Below are 23830 nucleotides of genomic sequence, written 5' to 3'. Positions count from 1 at the left end.
TCCGTCACCGGCTCATGTGCAGGGCGACCAGCAACTGCCATACCTGGTCGGCGATTTCCTCCGGCGTGCCCTCCAACAGCCCGTGCAGCCAGTCGGCCAGGACCCCGCCGAAGGTCCCGGCGACGGCCGAGGCGACCAGCGGGGCGTCCGCCGCGCCCGCGAGTTCGCGTTCGCGGAGGCTGTAGGCGCGCAGGTCCCGGTGCAGGACCCGGCCGAGCGGGCCGCCGCCGCCCGGGCTCAACAGGGCGCGGTACAGGGCCGCGTGGGGGAGTAGGCCGGCGAAGAACTCCGGCAGCGCGGGCGGCGCGTGCACCGGGTCGGGTCGGCCGCGCCAGGCGTGCAGTGCCTCCACGGCGTCCCGTACGACATCCGCGCAGGCGTCGACAGCAAGCGCTTCCAGGCCGTCGTAGTGGACATAGAACGTGGCCCGGCCGACCCCGGCCCGGCGTGCCAGCGCGGCGACGCCGACTTCCTCCAGGGGGTGTTCGGCGCACTCGTCGAAGAGGGCCTGGCGCAGCCGTGCCCGGGTGCGGGCGGCCCGCCGGTCCTCGGGCTCGGCGCGGCTCACCGGGCGATCAGGACGGCGGCCAGGGCCAGCGCGCCGGGCAGCGCCTGCGCGAACAGGATGCGCCGGTTCGCCGTCACCGCGCCGTAGACACCCGCGACCACGACACAGCTCAGGAAGAACACCTGGGCGCGGAAGCCTGTCGGATCGGCGGCGATCAGACCCCAGACCAGACCCGCGGCGAGGAAGCCGTTGTACAGGCCCTGGTTGGCGGCCAGGGGTGCGGTCGCTCTCGCCATCTCGGGGTCGAAGCCGTGCAGACCGCGCCCGGGCTTCTTCTGCCACAGGAACATTTCCAGCACCAGGATGTACAGATGCAGCGCGGCCACCAGTCCGACCAGCACGTTCGCGAGCGTTTCCATGATCAGTCGACTCCTCGTCATCTTGGACAGGTGTCCATCATAACTGGACACATGTCCATGTTCAGACTTTCCGGAGAGTGACGGAACCCTCACTTCCGCACGGTCGTGAGGTTGATCTTTTACGGTTCAAACCCGATAAGCTCCCGTGCGGCGCAGCGAGTTGACGTGATCGTCACGGGTCGGCTGGCGGTGCGTCCTCCTGAGTGCGGTCTGTCCTCGCACACCCCCCTGTTCGTTCGTGTCGCTTCGAAGGATGCAGATGGAACTCGCCACTCCGCCACCGGCGGCGCGGGCACCTGTCGCCTGGTACAGCTGGTGGCTGATGCCGCTGGCGTTAGGGGGCGGGACCGTCGCCGCCACGTTCATGAGCCCGGAGCGAATAACCGCGACCGTCGCCGGAGCGGCGGCCACGGCGGCCAGTGCCGTGTGCGTACGACTGCTCGTCCGTAGCCGGACTCAACTGCGCCGCGCCGAAAGCGGTTTCCGCACCGCGCAGGCCGAGCACTCCCAGCAGTGGCAGCACCATGTGGCGGGCCTGGAGCGGAAGTTCGGCGCCGAGCGCGCCACGCTGGAGGCGCGGCTGACCGAGCACTCCGGCGCCTACGAGACTCAACTCACCGATCGCTCCCATGCCTATGAGACCCAACTCGGTGAGCAGGCGCGGGCGTTCGAGGAGCGACTGACCGAGCAGGCCGCGTCCTTCGAGGCGCAGCTCGCCGACCAGGCCGAGGTGTGGCAGGAGCAGCTGGCCCACCAGCTCGCCGCGGTGGCCAGGCTCGCCGACGAGCAACTCCCGGACGCGCTCAAGCAGTTGCGCGCGGGTGATTCCATCGACGACCTGCTGCCGGTCGCCGACCAGTGCGCGAAGGTCAGCGCCGAGCTCCAGGCCGAACTCCGCAAGGTGCTGCGGATCTCGCTCATCGGCGTCGAGGAGGAGTTCAACCGCTCCACCGCCGCCGAGCAGGCCGTCATCAGCATCGGCAACCGCATCCACGTACTGACCGGCAAGCTCCGCGGCCGACTGCACGAACTCCAGGGCGAGCACGGGCGGTTGCCCGCCGTCGCCCGCGGTCTGATGGAGCTGGACCAGGAGATCGGCCCTGCCGACTGTCTCGCCGCGAGCGTCGGTGTGCTCGGCGGCTCGGACCGGCCCGGCCGGCAGTGGCAGGAACCGCAGCGCCTGCTCAGCGTGGTGCGCGGCGGCATCGGCCGGATCAAGGACTTCCAGCGGGTCGACGTACGCCATCTGCCCGAACTAGGCGTCGACGGCGGCCTGGTGGACCACCTCACGCTGATCTTCGCCCACCTCCTCGACAACGCGGCCCGCTACTCGCCGCCCACCGAACCGGTCATCGTCTCCGGCAAGGAGGTGCCGAACGGCGTCGGCATCGAGATCCAGGACTCCGGCAAGGGTCTGAGCGAGGAGTCCAGGCGCGAGGCCGAACACGCCCTCGCCGGCACCGGCGCGGGACCCGGCCTCGGCGGGATCTCGGAGGACGCCAGCATCGGCCTCCGTGTCGTCGGCACTCTCGCCCGCCGCTACGGCATCCGCGTCACCTTCGCCGACTCGCCCTGGCTCGGCACCTCGGTGGTCGTCGTGGTCCCGCACAAGTACTTCAGCCAACTGCCCCCGGCCGCCGTGACCGGCACCCCCTCGTTCCAGGCCGCCGCGACGGCCGCGACCGCGGCGCTGACACGTGTACCGTCCGGCGCCGGGACCCCGGACGGGACCGCCGCGGCACAGGACACCACGCCCGGCGGACTGCCCAGGCGCCGCAGCAGACGCGGCGAGACGGCGCGGCCACCGGCGGCCGAACGGGCCGAGCGGACCGGGGAGATGGCCGTCTCCGCGGTCCCGCCCGACGCCTCCTTCACCGGCCTGGCCGCCTTCGCCACCGCCGGACGGGAGACCGCGGGGGAGGAACCGGCGTCCGCAGGCCGCGAGTTCACCGAGCACAGCACGGAAGAGAGCGACTAGTTCACATGACGCAACAGGGAACCGACGTGAGCTGGGCGCTCCGCGATCTGGTGGAGTCCATCCCGGAGATCCGCTTCGCCCTGGTGGCCTCCAGCGACGGCAAGGCGATCACCTCCTTCGGCGCGGAGGACCCCGACGACGTGGACCGCTTCGCCGCCGTGGTGGCCGGTCTGCAGGCGCTGGCCCAGCCGGTCGCCGAGCAGTTCCCCAAGTACGCGGGGCAGTTGCGGCTGGCGATGATCGAGGTCGACGGCGGCCATCTCTTCGTGGTGCGCGCGGGTGTCGAGACGTATCTCGGCGTGCTGGCCCGGGAGGGCCTCGACCAGGGCCTGCTCGGGCACCAGATGCGGGACATGGCCCGCAGGATGGGTGAGCTCCTCGGCACCACTCCGCGCCTGGAGGAGCACTCTGGATGAGTGCTCCCCGCCGGCCCACCGATCCGTCCGGTCTTGAGCGTTACTACGTCCTCACCGGAGGGCGCAGCGGACCGGGTGGTTCGGCGTCGAGCCTCGACGTGGCGACCCTCATCGTCTCCCGTACCGCGCCCGTACCGGGCATGCAGCACGAGCACGAGGAGATCCTCCGGCGCTGCCGCGAACCGCTGTCGGTGGCCGAACTCGGCGCCCACCTCGGACTGCCCTTCAACATTCTCGCGGTGCTGCTGGCGGATCTGCTGGAGGCAGACCGCGTCGAAGCCCGTGACCCCATCCCGGCGCACGACGCCGGCCGCGGGCCCGACCTCGCGCTCCTTGAGGAGGTACTCAGTGGACTTCAAAGGCTTTGACCATCCCGGCTCCCCGGTCGGTGACGGTACCCGCTCGGTGAAGGTGATGATCGCCGGCGGTTTCGGCACCGGGAAGACCACGATGGTCCGCTCGGTCAGCGACATCAAGCCGCTCACCACCGAGGAGACCCTCACCCAGGCGAGCGCCGGCGTCGACCACCTCATCGGGGTGACCGACAAGACGGAGACCACCGTCAGCCTCGACTTCGGCAAGATCGGCATCAACGACGAGCTGGTCCTCTACCTGTTCGGTACACCCGGTCAGGAGCGGTTCTGGTTCCTGTGGAACGGCCTGTTCAAGGGCGCGCTCGGCGCGGTGGTCCTCGTCGACACCCGTCGGCTCGCCTCCAGTTTCCGGGCGATCGAGGAGATGGAGCGGCAGGACGTCCCGTTCGTCATCGCGCTGAACGTCTTCCCCGACTCCCCACAGCATCCGCTCGACGAGATACGGGACGCCCTCGACATCCCCCCGGACATCCCGATCGTGGCCTGCGACGCCCGCGACCGCTCCTCCAGCCGTGACGTACTGGTCGCGCTGATACGGCACTTGAAGGACCGCTCGGCCGTCGTCGCACTGGAGCCCCGATGACCGACCAGACCTTAAACGGCCCCGATGCTCCGAGGGGTTGCCCCGTCGCACACGGGTCGGGTGACGACCTCACGCGACTGTACGGGCCGGACGCTGCGACGGACCCGCGCGGCATCTACGAGCGGCTGCGCGAGCAACACGGCTCCGTCGCACCGGTGTTGCTCGAAGGCGACGTCCCGGCGTGGCTGGTCCTCGGGTACCGGGACAACCGGCGGGTGCTGGACAACCCTCGTCAGTTCACCCGGGACGCGCGGATCTGGCGGGACTGGCGCGAGGGGCGGGTCTCGGAGACCTCGCCGATCATGCCGATGGTCGGGTGGCGGCCGGACTGTGTCTCCCAGGACGGCGAACCTCACCGTCGGTTGCGGGGCGCGGTGACCGACGGGTTGCTGGCGGCGGCCGGGCGGGGTGTCCGGCGGCACGCGACTTACTTCGCCAACAAGCAGATTGACGCGTTCGCGGGTGCCGGGCGCGCTGATCTGGTGGCGGACTATGCCGAGTACCTGCCGATGCTTGTTCTCACCCGGATTCTGGGGCTTCCTGCGAGGGACGGGAACCGGCTCGTCGAATCAAGTGCCCAGGTTCTCAAGGGTGGTGAGGACGCACTGCTGCACAACGACCGCATCATCTCGATCCTCGGTGAACTCGCCGAGCGCAAACGGGCCGAGCCGGGTTCCGATTTCACCACCGCGCTCATCGAGCACCCCGCGGGGCTCGATGCGGAAGAGGTCGTGATGCATCTTCGGCTCGTGCTGATCGCCGCGCACACCACTACGAGCAACTTGTTGGCTCGGGTGTTGCAGCGGATCCTTACCGACACCTCGCGGCTTTCCGGCCTGGTGAGTGGGCAGTTGACTGTCTCGGCGGTGGTTGAGGAAGTCATGTGGGACACCCCGCCGTTGGCCGTCATGCCAGGGCGGTTCGCTACGGCGGATCTTGAACTCGGGGGGCATCGGATCGAGGAGGGGGACCTGCTCGTCCTCGGGCTCGGCGCGGGGAATGTCGATCCGGAGGTTCGGCCGGACGCGGGGATGTCCATGCAGGGCAACGAGTCGCATCTGGCGTTCAGTTCGGGGCCGCACGAGTGCCCGGGGCAGAGTATCGGGCAGGCGATTCTTGAGGTCGGGGTGGACGTGTTGCTGCATCGGTTGCCGGGGGTGCGGTTGGGGGTTTTGGCGGAGGCGTTGACTTCTACGGCGTCTACGTGGGAGTCGCGATTGGATGCGCTGCCGGTTGAATTCGCCGTGTGAGTCGGTAGTACTTCGGGTGCGGGCCGGTGGGGGCTGGTCGCGCAGTTCCCCGCGCCCCTAAAAAAGCTGCCCGACCCCTGGCCGGGCAGCTTGCCCCCTCTTTCAGACTGCCAACAAGTCGTCCACCGAACCCTTGCCCGCCAACTCCGTCTTCTTCTCCGCGTACCGGCCCGACACCAGCGCCCACTCGTAGTTGCCGTTGATCCAGTGCTGGATTGCCTCCACGCCCTGGCGCACTCGGAGGCGCTCGTCCTCGTCCAGGCTCAACTCGTCGCACATCTGCGGGACTTGGGACTCGAGCTCGAGGTACTCGGCCAGGCAGGCGTTCGTCATTCGGTAGGCCTCTTCGGCTGCCGCCTCCCACGACAGGCCGCGCTCCCGGTGGAGCACGGCTATCAGGTTGTGGCCGTCTCCCCGGCGTCGTTCGCGTTCGAAGGAGTGGATGTCGTTCATGAAACCGATGGTGTCGGCGGCGAGGTCACGCATGCGTTCCATCAGGGGATGTGCCTGAACCTGTGCCGGGACCTCGAAGCCTCGGCTGCGTTCCCCGGCGTCGATGCTGTGGTGGATGCCGACCGTGCGGCGCCGGAACTCCGTGTACTCCTCTAGGTCCAGCGTGCCCGCGATGCCCCGGGCCGCCAGGTCGACCTCCTCGCAGTGCGCCACCAGGAACCGTCCCCAGGACGCGGCGAACCGCGTCCGCCAGGTCAGGGACATGCCATCCGAAAGGTGGTCCCACACCTGCGTCCAGGCCACGGTGATCGGGCAGACGACCCGGGGCCTGCTGCCCGCCGGACGCAAGGGCGTGACGATCAACTCCCGTGCCACGTCCAGGATTCGGTCGGCGCGGTCGGGCCGGCCCGCGTCGAACTGGTCGTCGAAGAGGAACGCCAGCGAGAACCAGTTCATCAGGACGACCATGTCGGCGGCCGACGCGTGCGGATACGTGCGGGCCGCGGCCTGCGGGAGATCCCATGACCGGTACTCCTCGAACCCGGCCTGGCTGCGCACCAGGCCCATGTCCCAGATCCAGCGCAGATGGCGGGCCCGGGCGTACTCCATATGGTCGCTGACGGGGGTGTCGAAGGGGAGGTCGAAGGTGACGTCCTGAGGCATGCGCTTCCTTTCGGGAGACGGAACACGGGAGTCCCCCCACTGCGCGCGGGCGGTCCGTTCGACCGCCCGCGCCCTCGAACTGCGCTTCGCGGTAAGAAAGTTGAACCGAGAAGCGGTACGAGGCTGCCCAGAGCGTAAATGATCTACGCGGTGCCCCAGTCGTGATCTCTGTTACTGCTCACGCCCCCTGAGCTGCGTACACTCCCTCTCCTCCCACGTAGGTCAGCGCCACCCTCGTCTCCGCGATCTCCTCCGGCGGACCGGCGAACGGGTCGCGGTCCAGGACCACCAGATCCGCCAACGCCCCCGCCACCACCCGGCCGGTGTCGTCCAGATGGTTCGCGTACGCCGAACCCGCGGTGTACGCCGTGAGCGCTTCGGCGAGCCCGATGCGCTCCCCGGGCAGGAACACCGGCCCGGTGCTTCCGGGTTCGACCCGGTTGACCGCGACATGGATGCCCTGCAGCGGATCGGGGCTGCTGACTGGCCAGTCGCTGCCCGCCGCGAGCGTGGCCCCGGAATGGAGCAGTGCCCCGAACGGGTACTGCCACAAGGCCCGTTCGGGCCCGAGGAACGGGATCGTCAGCTCGTCCATCTGCGGTTCGTGCGCGGCCCACAGCGGTTGGATGTTCGCCACCGCGCCGAGTCGTACGAACCGCGCCACATCGTCCGGGTGCACCACTTGAAGGTGCGCGAGATGCGGCCGGGTGTCACTCGGCCCGTTCGCGGCCCGCGTCGCCTCCACGGCGTCCAGCGCGTCCCGTACGGCCCGGTCGCCCAGCGCGTGGAAGTGGCACTGGAAGCCGAGCGCGTCCAACTCGACGACGTACTTGGGCAGTTGCTCCGGATCGATGAAGCTGGTGCCCCGATTGGCCGTGGCGCAGCCGCACTTGTCCAGGTAGGGATCGAGCAGGGCTGCGGTACCGGTCTCGGCGACCCCGTCCAGCATCAGCTTCACACTGCCCGCGCTGAATCGGCCGTGGCTCAACGCGGCCCGCCGCTCGACGAGTTCGGGGATCTGCTCGGCCCCGCGCTCGCGGTCCCACCACAGCGCGCCGACGACCCGCGCGGTGAGCGAACCGTCCCGGGCCGCCGCGAGATACGCGTCCGACGGATCGTCCATCCCCAGGAACTCCCCGACGAGCGCGTCCTGCCAGGCCGTGATGCCGAGTGAGTGCAGGTGTCGTTGGGCGTGCAGCAGTGCGGCCAGCCGGTCGGCGGGGGTGGCCGGAGGCGTGAGCCGGCCGACCAACTGCATCGCCCCCTCCTGGAGCGTCCCGGTCGGCTCACCCGAGGCGTCACGCTCGATTCGCCCGTCCATCGGGTCGGCCGTGGCCCGCGTGATGTCCGCCAACTCCAGGGCCCGACTGTTGACCCAGGCACCGTGATGATCCCGGTTGGGCAGATACACCGGCCGGTCCGGTACGACCGAGTCCAGCAACTCCTTCGTCGGCGTACCCCCCTCGAACGCCTCCATCGACCATCCGCCCCCGGTGATCCACTCCCGCTCGGGATGCGCGTCCGCATAGGCCCGCACAGCGGCGACCGTGTCCTCCGCGGTCTTGGCCCGCGTCAGATCGCACTGGGTCAGCTCCAGCCCCGCCGGCACCGGATGCACATGCGCGTCCTGGAACCCGGGCAGCAGCAACCGCCCCGCCAGATCAACGACTTGGGTGCGTGGCCCGGCAAGGTCGCGCACCTCGGCATGGCCTACGGCGGTGATCCGGTCGCCGGTGACGGCCACGGCGGTCGCGGTGCGGCCCTCGGGGGTGAGGACAGGGCCGCCTGTGAAGAGGAGGTCTGCGTGCATGGTCCGTATCCTTGCGGGGTTATCGGGAGGTGGCGAGGAGCTGCGGGGCGTCGGCGTCGGTGCCTTCGCCCGAGTGGAAGTACGGCGATCTGCGCACCCACTTCGCCCACGCGGCGGCCAGGAAGCCGGACGCGATCATCGCCAGCGGGGTGAGCAGCAGGAACCAGCCGTTGTCCGCGCTGACTTCGAGGTGATCGGTGGACGTGTAGAAGGACCAGCCGAGGTAACCGCCCAGTGCCAGAAGGGAGATGGCGCTCAGCGTGGGCAGTACGACCGCGCGGACGCCCTGCCTCCAGTCCTCCCGGAGGAGGGAGCGGAAGCGGACGGCGGCGGCCAGGGCGGTGAGGGCGTAGGAGAGGGCGACGACGATTCCTACCGCGTTCACCGTCGCCATGATCATGTCGGCGAGGCGGGGTATCACCAGCGCCATTGCCGCGACCGCCGTCGCCAGCGCGCCGATCAGCAGGGTGCCGAGGGCCGGAGTGCCGTACCGGGAGCTGACCTTGGACCAGACGGGGCCGAGGGTGCGGTCCCGGCTCATCGCGAACATGCCGCGGGCGGTGGGGATCACGCCGGCCTGGAGGGAAGCCACTGCTGAGAACATCAGCGCTACGAGCGGTAGCGCGGCCAGTGGCTGGGAGGCGAGGCGGTCGCCGAAGTACGCCAGGCCCTGGGCGCCATGGCCCGCCAACTCGCCCTCGGACAGCACCCGTTGGAAGGCGATCGAGCCGAGCAGGAACAGGCCCAGCATCGTCACGAGGGTGATCAGGCCGGCCCGGGACGCGTCGCGCGGGTCGCGCACCTCCTCGTTCACGGTGAACGCGGCCTCGAATCCCCAGTAGCAGAACACCGACAGCAGCAGTCCCTGCGCCAGCGCCGATGCCGAGGGGATCGCGAACGGGTCGAACCAGCTCAGGCTGAAGGCGTGCGGGCCGGTGACGATGCCGTAGCCGCAGAAGCCGAGCAGGACGACGTACTCGAAGATCAGCAGGCCGGTCTGGAGGCGGGCGGCGGTGCGGACGCCGGTGACGGCGGTGAGGGTGACGGCGACCAGGACCACGATGCCCACGGCGGTCGTCTGCGCCGTCGAGCCGGGGTCGAGGGTGAGGCCGCCCACCGCGTGCACTCCGGCTTCGCCGGCGAGCTGGATCATGGCCGAGCCGGTGACCGCCGTGGTGTACGCGAGGAACGCGATCGTCGCCACGATGTTCACCCAGCCGACCAGGAAGCCGAGCCACGGAGTGAGTGAACGGCCCACCCACACATAGCCGTTGCCCGCGTTCGGCTCGACCTTGTTCAGCCGGGAGTAGGCGCCCGCGATGCCCAGGATCGGCAGGAACGCCAGCAGCATGATGGCCGGCAGATGCAGCCCGACCACCCCGGCGGTCACGCCGAGACCGATGCCGATGCTGGTGGTCGCGGCGGTGCTGGACGCGGCGATGGCGACGCCGTCCAGCAGACCGAGGGACTTGCGCAGTGCGGGCCCCGACGGGGGTGGCGTGTCGTTCATGGCGTGCTCTCCGCTCGCACCGGGGGGCCCGAACGGCCCCGGTGAACGCACATGAAACTGCCCGCGCCCTTAACAGGTCAACGGTGTTGTCATAAGGTGCGGACACCCGGCACACGAGCATCGAGGAGGTGTCGTATGAGCGAGCGTGTCGTCCCGGCCGCCGCCCGGCGGCGCAGACGCCCCACCAAGCAGGGCGTCGTCCTGTCCGAGGAACTGATCGTCGAGACCGCGCTGAGGCTTATCGAGGAGCACGGCACCGAGGCCCTCTCCGTGCGCCGTCTCGGCCGCGCGCTCGGCGCCGACCCCAGTTCGCTGTACCGCTACTTCCGGCACACCGACGACCTGATGCTGGCCGTCGCCGACGAGCTGATCGGCCGGACGATGCGCACCTGGCGCCCCAGCGGCGACTGGCGGACCGACCTGCGGGACCTGGGCCTGCGCATGCACGCGGGCGCGCTCGCGCACCCGAGGGCGGCGGTGCTCAGTGCGTACCGGGTGACCGGGCGGGTGTACGAGATCCAGGCCGTGGAGGCGATCCTCGGGGTGCTGCGCGGGGCCGGTTTCCCCGATGCCGAGGCGGTGCGGATCTATCACGCCTACGTCGACCAGGCCCTCGCGTTCGGCGCCCTCGACTCCGCGAACACGGCGCTGCCGAAGCCCGCCCGCGACGCGGAGGCGGCCGTATGGCAGGCGACGTACGCGCGGCTGCCGTCCGACACGTACCCGCACATCGCGGCCACGGCCCGGTATCTCGTGGCCACCATGCGGCACAGCTCCTACCCGGCCGCCCTGGATCTGCTGCTGAGCGCGGCGGCGGCGCGCCTCGCCGAGATCCGTGGCTCGGCGGAGGGCTGAGCGGCAGACTGGGGCCATGACTCAAGAGCCCGCGCGCACCGCGAAGCAGCGCAAGCAGGACACGCTCCGTCGGCTGGAGCATGACGAGGACGCCTGGGTCGCCACGGCCGGTGAGGACGGGGGAGCGCCCTATCTCGTGCCGCTGTCGTTCGTGTGGGACGGCACGACCCTGCTCTTCGCCACCCCGGCCGCGAGCCCCACCGGCCGCAACCTCGCCGCGACCGGCGTCGCTCGGCTCGGCATCGGCCCGACCCGGGACGTCGTGATGGTCGAGGGCACCGTCGTGATGCTGACACCCGCCGACCTGCCTGAGGAGGATGCCGAGATCTTCGCCTCGAAGACAGGGTTCGATCCGCGCCAACTCGCCACGCCCTACAGCTACTTCAGGGTCCTCCCGCAGCGCGTCCAGGCCTGGCGAGAGGCCAACGAGCTCAAAGGACGCGACCTGATGCGCGACGGGGAATGGCTGGTGGCCGACTGAGCACCTGCTGCTTCACGAGGAGCGCGGGGCGAAGTCCGTCGTCGTGAACGTCGCCTTGTTCGTGTGCGTCGTGCCGTCGGTGATCCACCAGCGCGTGGGGCGCTCGCCGTAGGTGCCGAACCTGGCGTCCGCGCCCCAGTTCAGGACCAGTTCGTCCTTGCCGTCACCGTCGAAGTCGGCGGCGCCCGCGGGCCGGGCGTGCCGCCACTTCGCCGGGATCTTCTTGCCGTCCTCCCTGCCGGGCCCGTCGCGCAGGACGGTGGTCCGCCGGGTGCCGTCGAGGAGGGTGGCGCCCTCGTACGTCGCGACGAGGATGCCGTCACGGCCGTCGCCGTCCGGGTCGGCGGACACGTAACCGCCGGGTCCGTACGGGGTGCGCGCGGACCCGGGTGCCTCGGGCAGGCGGTACGTCACCGATGCGCCGCCGTCGCCGGGGTACACGGCGAGCGACCCGTCGACCTCGGCCGGCTCCGTCTCGTAGCCGGGTTCGTCGTTGCGACTGCCGTCGTCGCCGACGGCCACATCGCGTTGCCCGTCACCGTCGAAGTCGCCGAACGCGTGGGCGTTCCCGCTCCTCAACTGCTTGCCGGACGACGACAGTTGGGACCCGCGGCGAGCCGTGTAGAGGGTGTTGCCGGACTGTTCGCCGTCGCTCACCGCGTGCAGCAGGAGCGAGGTCGCGCGGGGAGCACCGGACGGGTCGATGGCGTCGGCGATCAGTTCGCCGTCCGCCCAGGGGAGGCTCGTGTCGGTGCGGGCGGGTGCGCCCGAGCGCGTGAACGGGCCGTACATCACCACGAGGGAGGAGTGGTTGTACGCGAGGCCGGCGAGGTCGTGGTGCCCGTCCCCGTCGAAGTCACCGCGCACCACGGACTGGATGCCCAACTTGGTTGCGCTCTGGGGTAGTTGAACCGGGGTGGCGGAGCTCTTCGCGCTGGATCCGCCCCAGGTGATGTACGGGACGGTGCGCGGGGCGATGACGTTGTCGTCCTCCGCGATCGTGCCGGGGACGGTCGTGACGAAGTCCGGGAAGCCGTCGCCGTCCAGATCGGCGGTGGTGACGTCCGTGGCGGCAACGGAGTTCTTCGGCGCCAACAGTTGCTTGCCCGGCGCGGGCAGGCCCAGGTCGCCGCGCCCGTACACCGCGCGCGTCGACGGGTCGAGACCCTTCGCCGATCCGTAGACCACACCGATCCGTTCATCGGCGGCGAAGTTCTCGCCGCGGCCGACGAAGACCGGCACCACGAGGTCGCGGTGCCCGTCGCCGTTGAGGTCGTCGGGATCCTTGGAACCCTTCCCCGGAGCGGGAGTTCGGCTCGCCGCGGCCGTGGTGGGCGCGCCCGAGGAGGGCGACGGTTCCTGGGCGCTGGTGTTGCCGCCGCATCCGCTGAGCGGAGCGAGCGCGGTGCAGACGGCAAGGGTCACTACGGCGACTCGGGACTTCATTCGAGTAACTCTCGCATCCCGCGTCACAGTCGAACCACAGAAGTCATGCGGTTGTTGCCTGTTCGTTGATCAGAGCGCCTCGGCGGCATCAACTCGCCGAACGGGGATATCCGTTGGGTGCGTGGCAACCGGACTCGACCCTCGCGCGCCTGAACCTTCGGAGGACACATGGCACTCGTGAACGCCTGCTTCGTCGTGCTCGACGCGGTCGAGCCGGAGAAGCTCGCCGTGTTCTACACGGAGCTGCTGGACGGCGAGCAGACGGACATCACGCTCGACCAGGTGGAGATCAGGGGCGCCGACGGGACGCGGCTGGCGTTCCGCCGGGACGTCAGCGCGACCCCGCCGAGCTGGCCCCGCGCGGAGAACAACCAGCAGGTCCACCTGGACTTCCTGGTGGAGGACATGGACGAGGCGGAGCGCAGGATCGTCGGACTCGGCGGACGTCCGCTGGAGACCAAGGACATGCCGGGCCCGTTCGCGGAGCGCGTGTACGCGGACCCGGCCGGCCACTCCTTCACACTGCGTCCGATACCGCCCACGGCAGCCGACCAGGGCTGAGACGGCTCACTCCCGGCCGCCCTTGTCCTTCGCCGGCCAGATCCCGGTCGAGCGCTCGATGGCCTTCGCACCGGTGCGGTCCGCCGCGCTGCGCGCCACGGAGAAGAGGGCGCCCTGGAGCGCGGCGGCGAGCAGGATCTCGCCCCAGCCGCGGTCCCGGTCCAGCGGGTCCGGGGCATTGTCCTCGTGCCGTATCGCCTTCCACGTGGCGCGGAAGGCACGCCCCGCGAGGGCACCGCTCACCAGGCCCAGGACGAGTCCGACGGGCTGGTAGACGAGGGGGAGTTTCTTCTTCTTGTTCTTGGCCACGTGGGTCTCCTTCTGCGGACGGGCGGGTCGGGCACGGGTCGGCACCCCGACGGTGTCATCGAAGCCGGGTCTTCGGTAGAGGGTGTGAGCAGCACCTTCAGGGGCAGTCGGCGTAGATGAGCGACACAGCCGCCGATCGTACGAAGGACAAAGAATCCGACCGTGAGGCAGACGGCGCCACGGATCGCAAGACCCGCGTCACCGTCCTCGTCGCACTCGCCGCGAATCTGGTGATCGCGGTCGCCAAGGCCGTCGGTGGTCTGGTCGCGGGATCGCCCGCCCTGCTCTCGGAGGCCGCGCACTCGGTGGCCGACAGCCTCAACGAGGTCTTCCTCCTCGCCGCGCTGCGCCGCAGCCGTCGCCCCGCCGACCAGCGGCATCCCTTCGGCTACGGCAAGGAACGGTTCTTCTGGTCGCTCCTCGCGGCCGTCGGGATCTTCGTCATGGGCGCCTGCTTCTCGGTGTTCCAAGGGGTCGAGGCCCTCAGGAACGGCGCGTCGGAGACGTCCACCGGCTATGTGGTCGGCCTGATCGTGCTCGCCGTGTCCCTGATCGTCGAGGGCGTCTCCCTGCTCCGGGCCCTGCACCAGGTGCGTGCCCAGGGCGGTGGCATGGAGGCCCTGCGCGACCCCGCGCTGCGTACCGTCGTCGCCGAGGACGGCACGGCCGTGGTCGGCGTGACCCTCGCCATCATCGGCATGGCGCTGCACATGATCACCGGAGAGGTGGTGTGGGAGGCGTCCGCCTCGATCGCGATCGGACTGCTGCTCGGCTACGTCGCCTACCGCCTGGGCCGTGACGCCCGCGACCAGCTCATCGGCGAGGCCGTCGACCCCGAACTGGGCGACAGGATCCGCTCGTTGCTCGCGGCCGAGCCCGAGATCGACAGCGTGGAAGCGCTGTTCACGATGCGGATGGGGCTCGACTCGACGATGGTCGCCGCCCGGATCGACCTGGTTCCCGGCATGGACAGCGAGCGGGTGGAGGAGGTCTCCATGCGGATCAAGGAGTCCCTCGGCCGTGCGGTGTCCGAGGCCGGCGAGATCTTCCTGGACATCACCGACCGGCCGGCGGAGGAAGCATGGAAAAGCCCCGCCGCGACGGGGGAGCGCGGCGGGGCCTGAACGTCGGCTGCCCGACGGACACCGGTTCATGCGTCCCGGAAAAGAAAATTTCTCCGGCCCAGGAGATCGGTGGAGGGGATCGATCAGCTTCCGTCGGCCGGTTCGAGGACGAACACCGGGATCTGCCGGTCCGTCTTCGTCTGGTACTCGGCATATGGGGGATACGCGGCGACCGCCCGCTCCCACCACTCGTCCTTCTCCGTGCCGGTCACCTCGCGGGCCGTCAGGTCCCACTTCTCCGGCCCGTCCTGAAGCTCGACCCGGGGATCGGCCTGGATGTTGAAGTACCAGACCGGATGCTTGGGCGCGCCGCCCTGCGAGGCGACCACGGCATAGCTCCCCTCGTGCTCGACACGCATCAGCGGCGTCTTGCGGATCTTCCCGCTCTTCGCGCCCACCGTCGTCAACAGGATGACGGGCAGCCCCGTCTCCCTCAGTGTCGTCCCCTTGGTGCCACCGGAGCTCTCGTACAGCTCCACCTGGTCGCGCACCCACTGCGTCGGGCTGGGTTCGTACTCACCCTCAAGAGGCATGGCATCCGTCCCATCTCACGTTCTACGACTGTCTCGCACCGAGTCAACACCAGCCGCCGCGCGATTCATCCACACCGCGACGCACTTCGGCCACGGCCCCTCCACCGGGTGATGACCTCGGAGGTAATCGCACCGGAACGACCTCTCCGGCACAGTCGACACCCGGACGACCACCATCCGAGAGAGGGCACCCGATGTTCGCGACACCGACCACCCGCACCGTCGTAGAGGACCTGCTCCACCGGATCGGGCACGCCGAGCCGGAGCACATCGCGGAGTTGTACGCCGAGCCCGCCGACTGGCGGCTGAACTGGCCCGAGGACGAGCACGGCCGCACCGCCACGCCGTGGATCCGGCACCGCGCCACCCGCGCCGACGCCGCCGACCACTACCGGGACATCGCCGCCCACCATGTGCCGGGACAGGCGGGCACGGAGATCGAGCGCATCCTGGTCGACGGCGAGGACGCGGTGGTGCTCGGCGAGATCCGGCTGACCGCGAGGCCCACCGGACGGCCGTATCGCGCCAGGTTCGCCCTTCACCTGACCGTCCGGAACGGACTGATCGTCCGTCACCACGTCTACGAGGACACCCTCGCCGTAGTCCGTGCCTTTGCCGGCGGATCGGGTGCGGGGTGACCGTGGGGACGGGCTAACCGGACCACCAGGTTCAGCCAGATTGTAGGGACCACCGATCTGGCCGAACTTCAGGTGGCCCCATAGGTGCCTCGGGCATCTAATGAAGATCGGCAAGACGCACTCATTGTCTGCGAGGTCTTCCATGACGGAACTGACGGCTGCGACCGACCTGACCGAACCCGTCGCCTTCCCCCAGGACCGCACCTGCCCCTACCACCCGCCCACCGGCTACGACCCCCTCCGCGCCGCCCGCCCGCTGACCCGCGTCACGCTGTACGACGGCCGCACGGCATGGCTCGTCACCGGACACGCCGCCGCCCGCGCACTGCTGGCCGACCAGCGCCTGTCCACCGACCGCACCCACCCCGACTTCCCCGTGACCACCGAACGTTTCGCCGCGGTCCGGGACCGGAAGATCGCGCTGCTCGGCGAGAACGACCCCAAGCACCGCACCCAGCGGCGCATGATGATCCCCGGCTTCACCGTCAAGCGCGCCACCGCACTGCGGCCCGGCATCCAGCGGATCGTCGACGACCTGCTCGACGCGATGATCGCCCAGGGCCCGACCGCCGACCTGGTGCCGGCGTTCGCGCTCCCCGTGCCCTCGATGGTGATCTGCGCCCTGCTCGGCGTCCCGTACGCCGACCACGAGTTCTTCGAGGCCCAGTCCCGACGGCTGCTGCGCGGCCCCAGGGCCGAGGACAGCCAGGACGCACGCGATCAACTGGACGAGTATCTGGGCGAGTTGATCGACCGCAAGCAACGGGACCCCGGCGAGGGGCTGCTGGACGACCTCGTGCGCGAGCAGCTGAACGAAGGGACCCTGGACCGCACGGAGTTGATCTCCTTCGCCGTCATTCTCCTTGTCGCGGGCCACGAGACGACCGCCAACATGATCTCGCTCGGCACCTTCACCCTGCTGCGTCACCCCGAGCGGTTGGCCGAACTCCGGGACGATCCGGGGCTGTTGCCGGACGCGGTCGAGGAACTGATGCGGTCGCTCTCCATCGTGGACGGGCTGGTGCGGCTCGCCACCGAGGACATCGAGCTGGACGGTACGACGATCCGGGCCGGCGAGGGCGTGCTCTTCTCGACCGCGGTCATCAATCGCGACGAGGCCGTCTACACCGCCCCGGACACCCTCGACTGGCACCGGCCCAACCGCCATCACGTGTCGTTCGGCTTCGGCATCCACCAGTGCCTCGGCCAGAACCTGGCCCGCGCCGAACTGGAGATCGCCCTGCACAGCCTCTTCGACCGGCTGCCCACCCTGCGGCTGGCCGTCCCGGCGGAGGAGATCCCCTTCAAACCCGGCGACACGATCCAGGGGATGCTGGAACTCCCCGTGACCTGGTAAGAGGCTGCGTTCCATGCACACCGAAATCCACATCGACAAGGACGTCTGCATCGGGGCGGGCCAGTGCGCCCTCGCCGCCCCACGCGTCTTCACCCAGGACGACGACGGCTACAGCACGGTGCTCCCCGGGAGGGAGGACGCGGGCGACGACCCCATGCTCAGGGAGGCGGCACGGGCCTGCCCGGTCGGCGCGATCACGGTGAGCTGACCTGGCGCATCGAACACGGTGGTCGGCCTGACGGGCCGAGCGGCTCGCGCGCGAGAGCTGTTCGGCTCGTCAGGCGGCCGGACCACACCTCCGTAAGAGGCGGACCGGTCCCTGTCCTACTCGACGGGGTCCAGATAGAAGTTCGCCTGCGAGGCCCGGTCGCCCTCGGTCCGCACGATGACCACACCCCTCAGCAGCTGAGGCTCGCCCTCGACGGTGGTGCCGGTCATCTCCCACTCGCTCCAGAGGGAGTCGCCGTCCTCCACGGACCGCAGTACGCGCGCCTCGATGTCCGGCACGCGCGCGAAGAGGCCGGCCCAGTTCTCGCGTACGACGTCCTGTCCTACGAAGCTCCGCGCCGGGTGGGTCGGCATGTCGCAGCGGTAGTCCTCGGTGAAGCAGGAGACCAGTGCCTCGAGATCGTGCGTCGAGATCGCCTTCTGTAGATCGCTGAGGAACGCGGACACGCGAACTTCCCTTCAATCGAACGGAGTTGGACCGTTGGAGGGGGGCTCGCCGCCTCCGCCGGTGGATCCTAGTTCACGGCGGATGCGCCGCCCGGCGTGCCCCGCAGCAACGACAGGGCGGCCCCGCGCGCCTCCGCCGCCGACTCCGCGCTCCCGGTGATGCCCGCCGTGACCATGGCACCCTCGGCCAACAGGAACAGCTGTCCTGCCAGTGCCGTGGGCAGCCCCGCGTCCGCCACAAGACCGGCGAGATACTCGCGGAACGCCCGCTTGTGCGCCCGGACTTGGGCCACCACGCGCTCCGAGGTCGCACCCAGTTCGCCGTAGGAGTTGATCCACGCGCAGCCGCGGAAGTCGGCCTCGCCGAACCACTCCTCCAGCCAGTCGAAGACGGCCGGAATTCGCTCCAGTGGATCATCGTGCCGTTCGACGTGCTCGGCGAGGCGTCCGCGCCAGCGCAGGTCGCGCCGTTCCAGATACGCCTCCACCAACTGGTCCTTCGCCGGGAAGAGTTGATAGAGCCGCTTGAGGGAGACACCGGAGGCGGTACGGACGGCGTCCATGCCGACGGCCTGGACGCCCTGGCCGTAGAACAGCCTCTCGGCGGCGTCCAGCGCCTGCTCCCGGGCGACTTCGCTGTCCATGGAACCGGCCCCTCCTTGACGTGAGAACGTGCGTTCTCTACGTTAGCAGCCACCCGGAGAACGCTCGTTCTCTACTCATTGCCGCTCTGGAGACGACCATGGCCGACCGCCCTCCCCTCCCGCCCTTCACCCGTGAGACCGCGGCGCAGAAGGTCCAGGCCGCCGAGGACGCCTGGAACACCCGCGACCCGCAACGCGTGGCGCTCGCCTACTCGGAGGACTCCGTCTGGCGCAACCGCGACACCTTCGTCACCGGCCGCGCCGAGATCGTCGCGTTCCTCACCGCCAAGTGGGCGCGTGAGTACGAGTACGCGCTGCGCAAGGACCTGTGGGCCTTCGACGGGAACCGCATCGCCGTCCGCTTCCAGTACGAGTGCCGGGACGCCGACGGGCAGTGGTGGCGGTCGTACGGCAACGAGCTGTGGGAGTTCGACGAGCACGGGCTGATGACCCGGCGCGAGGCGAGCATCAACGACCTGGCCATCGAGGAGAAGGAGCGGCGCGTCTTCGGCGTGCGGCCCGAGAGCGAGCGCGGGCGGTCGTTCCCGCTTCAGTAGGCTCCTCGGGTGACCGAACAGGACTCGAAAGCCTTCCTCTACGTCGTCGTCTGCGCCGCCGGCATCGCCGCGGACATCAGCAGACTGATCACCGCCGCGCAGGAGCGGAACTGGGAGGTCGGGGTCATCGCGACCCCGGTCGCGATGGGCGGCTTCTTCGACACGGCGGCCGTCCAGGCGCAGACCGGGCGCTCGATACGTTCGGCGTGGCGTACCCCGGGTGATCCGCGTCCCTTCCCGCCGCCGGACGCAGTGGTCGTCGCACCCGCCACCTTCAACACGATCAACAAATGGGCGGCCGGTACGGCGGACACCCTCGCGCTGGGCACCCTCTGCGAGGCGTACGGCCTCGGTGTCCCGACCGCCGTACTCCCTTGTGTGGGCGACGCGTTGGCCGCCCACCCCGCCTACCGGTCGAGCCTGAAAAGGCTGAGTGAGATGGGCGTGCGGTTCGGGGAGCCGTACTCCGGCGAGGTCCAAGAGGACGGCAGCCGGCCGGAGTTCGGCTGGGAACGGGCGCTGGACCTGCTCTAGCCGCAGGTCACGGTCGGCCCGGCCAACATGCCCCCGGTGTAGAGCGCCTGGCCCTGGGGCATCCAGTAGCCCAGCTTCGAAACCACCGTGGAACAACGGGACTTGAGCGCGACCCGGACCACCACGGTGTCCGAGTGCCCCGGCTGGAGATCGGTGAGCGCGCAGTCCAGGGCGTGCGGAAGCCGGTCCTGAGCCGGGTGGCGGCCGATCAGCGGATTGACGCAACGGGCGTCGGTCGTGGTCAGTTCCGCGCCTGTGCCCTCCTCCGCGATGAGCCCGAACCGCGCGCTGCCGTCACCCTCGTCACTGTGCCGGTGGACCGTGTACGTCAGGGTCGTCACCGAGTCGGGTCGCAGCGTGCTCCGGTCGACCTCGATGCCGTGCGTGGCCTTCGGCTTCGGCGCGGTCAGCGTGAGCGTGGAGTGGACGGTGCCCTGCACGTCCACTCCCTCGGGCATCGAGCGGACGCGCACGGTGGCCGTGAAGTCGTAGGTCCCCGGGCCCGGATACTGGCCCGACCCCGGTAGCGTCCCGGACGCGACCGTCTCGCCGGCGCGCCGGGCGGTCCAGGTGCCCGAGGTGCGGCAGGCGTAGCGGGTGGTCGCCCTGAGCTTCCGGCAGGTCGCGGGAGCCGAGACCGCCATGGTCGGGGTGCCGCTGCCCGCGCAGAGACTGACGACCGCGTGCTGGCCGTGCGCCCCGTGCAGGGTGCCGGCGGGTGCGCACAGGGTCGACGGCGGCTCGGGCGGGGGCGGGGCCGGGTCCGTGTCGCCCCACGCGGGCGACACCAGGGCCAGCGGCAGCACGGCTGCCCCCATCAGGGTCCTCAGGCTGGTCGAACGTCTCGGCACCGCGTTCCTCCCGTACGGCGATGACCGGCCCGGCGCCGGTCGTCTGCGGTGAGGATGCGGGACCCCTGTGGCTGCCCGGCCGCTCCCACGCCGGGCGGCCGGGGGCGGTCACACCAACGCCGGATGCCCGGCGCGACACCGGCACCGGACGCGGGTCAGTGCCCCAGCAGCGCCCGCAGCTCCGGCTGCAACAGCTCTCCGTGCGCCCGTACGAGGTCGTCGCACAGGTCCCAGATCCGCTCGACCGGCAGTGCCGCCGCCGTCGCCGGGTCGGCCATCGCCGCGTGCCGGATGTGGCGCGGGTCGCCGCCCGTGGCCGCGCGGACCACGAGGTCGGTGACGGAGACGTACGCGCTGTTGAGGGCCGCGCACTGCGGCGGAAGGGCTCCGATCCGGGTCGGCTGGACCCCCAACGCCTCGACCAGACACGGGACTTCGACGACCGAGTCGGCGGGGAGGTTGGCGATGAGCCCGCGGTTGGGGACGTTGCCGTAGACCGTGCGCGGTGTGCCGGTGACGATGCTGTGGATGATCTGCGGGGCGTACTCCAGCGTGCCCTCCACGGGGAGCGGGATTCCGGAGGCGAGGGCCTCGCGGGTGCGTTCGTAGCTCGCCGTGTTCTCCTCGATGATCTCCAGATACGCGCCGACCGGCAGCCGTAGTCGCTCGATCTCCTCGGGGTGGTGGAGATACCAGGGCACGTACTCGGCGGAGTGCTCGCTGGTCTCGGTGGGGTAGTGGCCGAGCCTGCGGTACATGTCCACGCGGACCCGGCGGAGCAGCTCGGGGTCGCGTGCGATGGTCTCGTCCAGGAGGGGGTAGAGGCTCCGGCCCGCGCGCTCCCAACGCAGCACCCAGGACTGGTGGTTGACGCCTGCGGCGAGGTACGAGACCTCCTCGAAGGGGACGCCGACGAGCTGGGACAGGTCGTGCATCGTCCAGTACACCGAGTGGCACAGGCCCGTCGCCTTGAGGGCGGGGGCGATGCGGCTCAGGTAGAGGAGGTTCATCGCCATCGGGTTGGTGTAGTTCAACAGGTGGGCGTCCGGGCAGAGTTGGGCCATGTCCTCGGCCAGCGACTTCAGCACCGGGAAGGTGCGCAGCGCGCGGAAGACACCGCCGATGCCCAGGGTGTCGCCGATCGTCTGGCGGACGCCGTACCGGGCGGGGACCGCGAAGTCGGTGCGGGTGGCCTCGTTCATGCCGACCTGGACGATGTTGACGACGAAGTCGGCGTCCGCGAGGGCCGCCCGGCGGTCGAGGTGCGCGGTGATCTCCGGTTTGACGCCGCGTACTTCGGCGATGTGCCGGGCCGCGCCCTCCGCCGTGGCGAGGCGTTCGGGGTCGATGTCGTGCAACGCGATCCGGGCGTGGGCGAGTTCGGGGAAGGCGAACAGGTCGGCCAGCAGACCCTGTGTGAACACCACACTGCCGGCCCCCACGAACGCGATCCTGACGTCGGTCATCGGGCTCCTCCGAAGATTGGGTCAAGTACCGTGCGCGGCTCATCCCTTGAGCCCGCTCGACGTCAGCGACTGGATGAAGGTCTTCTGTGCCAGCAGGAACGCCACCAGCACCGGCACCACCGTGATGACATTGCCCGCCATCACTGCCGACCACTTGGTGTGGTGCTGTCCCTGAAAGGTCGTCAGGCCCAACTGGAGCGTGTACTGGGTGTCGTGGTTGATCGCGATCAGCGGCCACGACAGGTCGTTCCACGTCGACAGGAACGTGAGGACGGCGACCGTGGCGAGCGCCGGGCGGGCCAGTGGCATGACGATCGAGAACAGCACCCGCAGCCGCGAACACCCGTCGATCCAGGCCGCTTCCTCCATCTCCCTCGGCAGCGCGAGGAAGAACTGCCGGAACAGGAACACCGCGAACGGCGTCACCAGCGACGGCACGATCAGCGCGCCCAGCGAGTCGATCAGCCCGAACCACTTCATCATCAGGAACGTCGGGATCATCGTCAGCTGGAACGGCACGACCATCGTCGCCAGCATCAGCCCCAGCAGCAGCCGCGACCCGGCGAACCGCATCCGCGCGAACGCGTACCCGCCGAGCGACCCGAGCAGCAGATTCGACACGACCGCCACCGACGCCACGATCAGCGAGTTGGCGAACCAGCGCGGGAACAGCGCGTTGCCCAGCACATAGCGGTAGCCGCCGAGGTCAACTCCCTTGGGCCACAGGGCGGGTGGGAAGCGATTGATCTCCGCGTTCGACATCACCGAGCTGAGCAGCAGCCACACGAACGGCAGCGCGAAGCACAACGCCAGCGGCGCCAGCACCAGATGCCACGCACTCACCCGCCGCGCACTCATCGGACCCCTCCTTCGGTACGGCCCTGCCGTCGCCGTACGACCCGCAACGCGCCGCCCGCCACCAGCAGCGCCAGCGCGAGGACGTACGCGGACGCGGCGCCGTAGCCCGCGGTGAACATCTGGAAGGCCTGCTGCCAGACGAAGTAGACGATCACCGTGGTCGAACCGAGCGGCCCGCCCTTCGTCGTCACGTAGATCAGGTCGAAGACCTGGAGCGCGGTGATGAGCTGCCACAGCAGCAGGAACACCGTGACCGGGGTGAGCGCGGGCAGCGTCACATGGCGCAGCACCTGTGCGCGGCCCGCGCCGTCGATGCGGGCCGCCTCGACGAGTTCGGGCGGCACGTCCTGGAGCGCGGCCAGATAGACCACGACACAGAAGCCGACCCCGCTCCACAGCGAGATCAGCACCAGAAGGTACAGCGCCTGGTCCGGGTCGGCGAGGAACCCCTGTGCGGAGATGCCGAGGTGGTGCAGCAGCGCGTTGGCGACCCCGAACTCCGGGTCGAGGATGAACGAGAACAGCACGCCCTGCGCGGTCGCCGACACCACGAACGGAATGAACACCAGCGTGCGGTACAGGCCGATCAGTCGGATACGGCGATTGAGCGCGAGGGCCAGCGCCAGCCCGCCGACCAGGCTGAGCGGCACGTACAGCGCCGCGTACAGCAGCGTGTTGCCCACCGCCGTACGGAAGTTGGGGTCCTGGGCGAGCGCCCGGTAGTTGTCGAGGCCGACCCAACGGCCGGGCGTGACCAGGTCGTCGGCGCGGAACGACAGCAGCAGCGACCAGACGACGGGCACGACACTCAGCCCGAGGATCACCACGACGGACGGGCCGATGAACGCCCAAGCGGTGGAGCGCTCTTGGCGGGCGCGGCGACGGGCGGCGCGGCGCGCTGCCTGGGCGGTGGTGGCGGGCTGTGCGGGAAGCGTGAGCGCGCGGGGCAGTGTGGACATCGGGGTCTCCCGGAAGGG

At 70.0% G+C, this 23830-nt stretch carries 28 protein-coding genes; 14 read left to right on the top strand and 14 right to left on the bottom strand.

The genetic code is table 11. From position 1 onward, the window contains the following. Positions 1–4 precede the first annotated feature (4 nt). Both OO70_RS15460 and OO70_RS15455 read right to left on the bottom strand, forming a co-directional pair. Positions 5–568 carry a TetR/AcrR family transcriptional regulator gene (locus OO70_RS15460; protein WP_043670281.1) on the bottom strand — a complete coding sequence of 188 codons (564 nt, stop codon included), beginning with the start codon at positions 566–568 and terminating at the stop codon, positions 5–7. Next, a complete protein-coding gene (locus OO70_RS15455; protein ID WP_043670278.1) occupies positions 565–927 on the bottom strand; it encodes a DUF1304 domain-containing protein in 363 nt (120 codons plus the stop codon). Before OO70_RS15455 ends, OO70_RS15460 begins: the two co-directional genes overlap by 4 nt. 259 nt (positions 928–1186) lie before the next feature. On the opposite strand from OO70_RS15455, the gene OO70_RS15450 reads away from it, so the two are divergent. From OO70_RS15450 to OO70_RS15430, 5 genes are read left to right on the top strand one after another with little or no spacing between them, the layout of a single operon-like run. Beyond that, complete coding sequence (locus tag OO70_RS15450; RefSeq protein ID WP_043670274.1) at positions 1187–2905, top strand: ATP-binding protein; 1719 nt, start codon at positions 1187–1189, stop codon at positions 2903–2905. Positions 2906–2910: 5 nt separating this feature from the next. After that, entirely contained in the window at positions 2911–3321 is a 411-nt protein-coding gene (locus OO70_RS15445) for a roadblock/LC7 domain-containing protein (RefSeq protein ID WP_043670271.1), read from the top strand. Continuing rightward, a complete protein-coding gene (locus OO70_RS15440; protein WP_043670268.1) occupies positions 3318–3689 on the top strand; it encodes a DUF742 domain-containing protein in 372 nt (123 codons plus the stop codon). Before OO70_RS15445 ends, OO70_RS15440 begins: the two co-directional genes overlap by 4 nt. After that, positions 3670–4278 carry a GTP-binding protein gene (locus tag OO70_RS15435; protein WP_043670264.1) on the top strand — a complete coding sequence of 203 codons (609 nt, stop codon included), beginning with the start codon at positions 3670–3672 and terminating at the stop codon, positions 4276–4278. Before OO70_RS15440 ends, OO70_RS15435 begins: the two co-directional genes overlap by 20 nt. Beyond that, positions 4275–5528: a cytochrome P450 gene (locus OO70_RS15430; RefSeq protein WP_043670261.1), complete on the top strand. Its 1254-nt coding sequence runs from the start codon at positions 4275–4277 to the stop codon at positions 5526–5528. Before OO70_RS15435 ends, OO70_RS15430 begins: the two co-directional genes overlap by 4 nt. 102 nt (positions 5529–5630) lie before the next feature. On the opposite strand, the gene OO70_RS15425 is transcribed toward OO70_RS15430, so the two are convergent. The 3 genes from OO70_RS15425 to OO70_RS15415 form a co-directional block, all read right to left on the bottom strand. Next, positions 5631–6644, bottom strand: coding sequence for a 7-epi-alpha-eudesmol synthase (locus OO70_RS15425; protein ID WP_043670258.1), 1014 nt, complete (start codon positions 6642–6644; stop codon positions 5631–5633). 178 nt (positions 6645–6822) lie between these two features. After that, positions 6823–8454 carry an amidohydrolase gene (locus OO70_RS15420; protein ID WP_043670255.1) on the bottom strand — a complete coding sequence of 544 codons (1632 nt, stop codon included), beginning with the start codon at positions 8452–8454 and terminating at the stop codon, positions 6823–6825. A 19-nt stretch (positions 8455–8473) separates the two neighbouring features. After that, complete coding sequence (locus OO70_RS15415; RefSeq protein ID WP_043670252.1) at positions 8474–9964, bottom strand: APC family permease; 1491 nt, start codon at positions 9962–9964, stop codon at positions 8474–8476. A gap of 135 nt (positions 9965–10099) precedes the next feature. Between OO70_RS15415 and OO70_RS15410 the strand changes: the two genes are divergently transcribed. Both OO70_RS15410 and OO70_RS15405 read left to right on the top strand, forming a co-directional pair. Then, positions 10100–10819 (top strand): TetR/AcrR family transcriptional regulator, encoded by a 720-nt coding sequence (locus tag OO70_RS15410; RefSeq protein ID WP_043670250.1) that lies wholly within the window; start codon positions 10100–10102, stop codon positions 10817–10819. Between the two features lie 16 nt (positions 10820–10835). Next, the gene (locus OO70_RS15405) at positions 10836–11300 is read left to right on the top strand and encodes a pyridoxamine 5'-phosphate oxidase family protein (protein WP_043670247.1); all 465 of its coding nucleotides are present in this window, start codon (positions 10836–10838) and stop codon (positions 11298–11300) included. 12 nt (positions 11301–11312) lie between these two features. On the opposite strand, the gene OO70_RS15400 is transcribed toward OO70_RS15405, so the two are convergent. Then, entirely contained in the window at positions 11313–12746 is a 1434-nt protein-coding gene (locus OO70_RS15400; protein ID WP_043670244.1) for an FG-GAP repeat domain-containing protein, read from the bottom strand. A gap of 168 nt (positions 12747–12914) precedes the next feature. Between OO70_RS15400 and OO70_RS15395 the strand changes: the two genes are divergently transcribed. Continuing rightward, positions 12915–13307: a VOC family protein gene (locus OO70_RS15395; protein WP_043670242.1), complete on the top strand. Its 393-nt coding sequence runs from the start codon at positions 12915–12917 to the stop codon at positions 13305–13307. Positions 13308–13313: 6 nt separating this feature from the next. On the opposite strand, the gene OO70_RS15390 is transcribed toward OO70_RS15395, so the two are convergent. After that, a complete protein-coding gene (locus OO70_RS15390) occupies positions 13314–13616 on the bottom strand; it encodes a DUF4235 domain-containing protein (RefSeq protein ID WP_043670240.1) in 303 nt (100 codons plus the stop codon). 116 nt (positions 13617–13732) lie between these two features. Between OO70_RS15390 and OO70_RS15385 the strand changes: the two genes are divergently transcribed. Beyond that, a complete protein-coding gene (locus tag OO70_RS15385) occupies positions 13733–14740 on the top strand; it encodes a cation diffusion facilitator family transporter (RefSeq protein WP_043670237.1) in 1008 nt (335 codons plus the stop codon). A gap of 83 nt (positions 14741–14823) precedes the next feature. Here OO70_RS15385 and OO70_RS15380 read toward each other — a convergent pair whose 3' ends face one another. Next, positions 14824–15273 carry a nitroreductase family deazaflavin-dependent oxidoreductase gene (locus tag OO70_RS15380; RefSeq protein ID WP_043670234.1) on the bottom strand — a complete coding sequence of 150 codons (450 nt, stop codon included), beginning with the start codon at positions 15271–15273 and terminating at the stop codon, positions 14824–14826. Between the two features lie 194 nt (positions 15274–15467). Here OO70_RS15380 and OO70_RS15375 point away from each other — a divergent pair, with 194 nt between their 5' ends. The 3 genes from OO70_RS15375 to OO70_RS15365 all read left to right on the top strand — a co-directional run bounded on the left by OO70_RS15375 (position 15468) and on the right by OO70_RS15365 (position 17476). Next, positions 15468–15911, top strand: a complete 444-nt coding sequence (locus OO70_RS15375) for a nuclear transport factor 2 family protein (protein WP_043670231.1) — start codon at positions 15468–15470, stop codon at positions 15909–15911. 142 nt (positions 15912–16053) lie between these two features. Then, a complete protein-coding gene (locus OO70_RS15370) occupies positions 16054–17268 on the top strand; it encodes a cytochrome P450 (RefSeq protein WP_043670227.1) in 1215 nt (404 codons plus the stop codon). Between the two features lie 13 nt (positions 17269–17281). Next, the gene (locus OO70_RS15365; RefSeq protein ID WP_043670223.1) at positions 17282–17476 is read left to right on the top strand and encodes a ferredoxin; all 195 of its coding nucleotides are present in this window, start codon (positions 17282–17284) and stop codon (positions 17474–17476) included. Positions 17477–17592: 116 nt separating this feature from the next. On the opposite strand, the gene OO70_RS15360 is transcribed toward OO70_RS15365, so the two are convergent. Then, on the bottom strand, positions 17593–17943 hold the full coding sequence (locus OO70_RS15360) for a nuclear transport factor 2 family protein (protein WP_043670220.1): 351 nt from the start codon (positions 17941–17943) through the stop codon (positions 17593–17595). Between the two features lie 68 nt (positions 17944–18011). Further along, complete coding sequence (locus OO70_RS15355) at positions 18012–18587, bottom strand: TetR/AcrR family transcriptional regulator (RefSeq protein ID WP_043670218.1); 576 nt, start codon at positions 18585–18587, stop codon at positions 18012–18014. A 98-nt stretch (positions 18588–18685) separates the two neighbouring features. Here OO70_RS15355 and OO70_RS15350 point away from each other — a divergent pair, with 98 nt between their 5' ends. Next, entirely contained in the window at positions 18686–19144 is a 459-nt protein-coding gene (locus OO70_RS15350) for a nuclear transport factor 2 family protein (protein WP_043670215.1), read from the top strand. Between the two features lie 9 nt (positions 19145–19153). Then, positions 19154–19678 carry a flavoprotein gene (locus tag OO70_RS15345; protein ID WP_043670212.1) on the top strand — a complete coding sequence of 175 codons (525 nt, stop codon included), beginning with the start codon at positions 19154–19156 and terminating at the stop codon, positions 19676–19678. Here OO70_RS15345 and OO70_RS15340 read toward each other — a convergent pair. From OO70_RS15340 to OO70_RS15325, 4 genes are all read right to left on the bottom strand, one after another. Next, on the bottom strand, positions 19675–20529 hold the full coding sequence (locus OO70_RS15340; RefSeq protein ID WP_234336848.1) for a hypothetical protein: 855 nt from the start codon (positions 20527–20529) through the stop codon (positions 19675–19677). The genes OO70_RS15345 and OO70_RS15340 overlap by 4 nt on opposite strands. A gap of 155 nt (positions 20530–20684) precedes the next feature. Beyond that, a complete protein-coding gene (melA, locus tag OO70_RS15335; RefSeq protein WP_043670206.1) occupies positions 20685–21995 on the bottom strand; it encodes an alpha-glucosidase/alpha-galactosidase in 1311 nt (436 codons plus the stop codon). A gap of 39 nt (positions 21996–22034) precedes the next feature. Further along, positions 22035–22853, bottom strand: coding sequence for a carbohydrate ABC transporter permease (locus OO70_RS15330; protein WP_043670202.1), 819 nt, complete (start codon positions 22851–22853; stop codon positions 22035–22037). Further along, a complete protein-coding gene (locus OO70_RS15325) occupies positions 22850–23812 on the bottom strand; it encodes a carbohydrate ABC transporter permease (RefSeq protein ID WP_043670200.1) in 963 nt (320 codons plus the stop codon). The genes OO70_RS15330 and OO70_RS15325 overlap by 4 nt, the downstream gene beginning before the upstream one ends. Positions 23813–23830: the final 18 nt, after the last annotated feature.

The organism is Streptomyces xylophagus (assembly GCF_000716435.1).
GTDB lineage: Bacteria > Actinomycetota > Actinomycetes > Streptomycetales > Streptomycetaceae > Streptomyces > Streptomyces xylophagus.
This window is presented reverse-complemented; position numbering and strand designations above follow the sequence as displayed.

What these genes read in the sequence shown, in the direction of transcription:
- OO70_RS15455 (WP_043670278.1), bottom strand. Translation starts at nt 927, where the DNA reads ATGGAAACGCTCGCGAACGTGCTGGTCGGACTGGTGGCCGCGCTGCAT.
- OO70_RS15450 (WP_043670274.1), top strand. Translation starts at nt 1,187, where the DNA reads ATGGAACTCGCCACTCCGCCACCGGCGGCGCGGGCACCTGTCGCCTGG.
- OO70_RS15445 (WP_043670271.1), top strand. Translation starts at nt 2,911, where the DNA reads ATGACGCAACAGGGAACCGACGTGAGCTGGGCGCTCCGCGATCTGGTG.
- OO70_RS15440 (WP_043670268.1), top strand. Translation starts at nt 3,318, where the DNA reads ATGAGTGCTCCCCGCCGGCCCACCGATCCGTCCGGTCTTGAGCGTTAC.
- OO70_RS15430 (WP_043670261.1), top strand. Translation starts at nt 4,275, where the DNA reads ATGACCGACCAGACCTTAAACGGCCCCGATGCTCCGAGGGGTTGCCCC.
- OO70_RS15425 (WP_043670258.1), bottom strand. Translation starts at nt 6,644, where the DNA reads ATGCCTCAGGACGTCACCTTCGACCTCCCCTTCGACACCCCCGTCAGC.
- OO70_RS15420 (WP_043670255.1), bottom strand. Translation starts at nt 8,454, where the DNA reads ATGCACGCAGACCTCCTCTTCACAGGCGGCCCTGTCCTCACCCCCGAG.
- OO70_RS15415 (WP_043670252.1), bottom strand. Translation starts at nt 9,964, where the DNA reads ATGAACGACACGCCACCCCCGTCGGGGCCCGCACTGCGCAAGTCCCTC.
- OO70_RS15410 (WP_043670250.1), top strand. Translation starts at nt 10,100, where the DNA reads ATGAGCGAGCGTGTCGTCCCGGCCGCCGCCCGGCGGCGCAGACGCCCC.
- OO70_RS15405 (WP_043670247.1), top strand. Translation starts at nt 10,836, where the DNA reads ATGACTCAAGAGCCCGCGCGCACCGCGAAGCAGCGCAAGCAGGACACG.
- OO70_RS15400 (WP_043670244.1), bottom strand. Translation starts at nt 12,746, where the DNA reads ATGAAGTCCCGAGTCGCCGTAGTGACCCTTGCCGTCTGCACCGCGCTC.
- OO70_RS15395 (WP_043670242.1), top strand. Translation starts at nt 12,915, where the DNA reads ATGGCACTCGTGAACGCCTGCTTCGTCGTGCTCGACGCGGTCGAGCCG.
- OO70_RS15385 (WP_043670237.1), top strand. Translation starts at nt 13,733, where the DNA reads ATGAGCGACACAGCCGCCGATCGTACGAAGGACAAAGAATCCGACCGT.
- OO70_RS15380 (WP_043670234.1), bottom strand. Translation starts at nt 15,273, where the DNA reads ATGCCTCTTGAGGGTGAGTACGAACCCAGCCCGACGCAGTGGGTGCGC.
- OO70_RS15375 (WP_043670231.1), top strand. Translation starts at nt 15,468, where the DNA reads ATGTTCGCGACACCGACCACCCGCACCGTCGTAGAGGACCTGCTCCAC.
- OO70_RS15370 (WP_043670227.1), top strand. Translation starts at nt 16,054, where the DNA reads ATGACGGAACTGACGGCTGCGACCGACCTGACCGAACCCGTCGCCTTC.
- OO70_RS15365 (WP_043670223.1), top strand. Translation starts at nt 17,282, where the DNA reads ATGCACACCGAAATCCACATCGACAAGGACGTCTGCATCGGGGCGGGC.
- OO70_RS15355 (WP_043670218.1), bottom strand. Translation starts at nt 18,587, where the DNA reads ATGGACAGCGAAGTCGCCCGGGAGCAGGCGCTGGACGCCGCCGAGAGG.
- OO70_RS15350 (WP_043670215.1), top strand. Translation starts at nt 18,686, where the DNA reads ATGGCCGACCGCCCTCCCCTCCCGCCCTTCACCCGTGAGACCGCGGCG.
- melA (WP_043670206.1), bottom strand. Translation starts at nt 21,995, where the DNA reads ATGACCGACGTCAGGATCGCGTTCGTGGGGGCCGGCAGTGTGGTGTTC.
- OO70_RS15330 (WP_043670202.1), bottom strand. Translation starts at nt 22,853, where the DNA reads ATGAGTGCGCGGCGGGTGAGTGCGTGGCATCTGGTGCTGGCGCCGCTG.
- OO70_RS15325 (WP_043670200.1), bottom strand. Translation starts at nt 23,812, where the DNA reads ATGTCCACACTGCCCCGCGCGCTCACGCTTCCCGCACAGCCCGCCACC.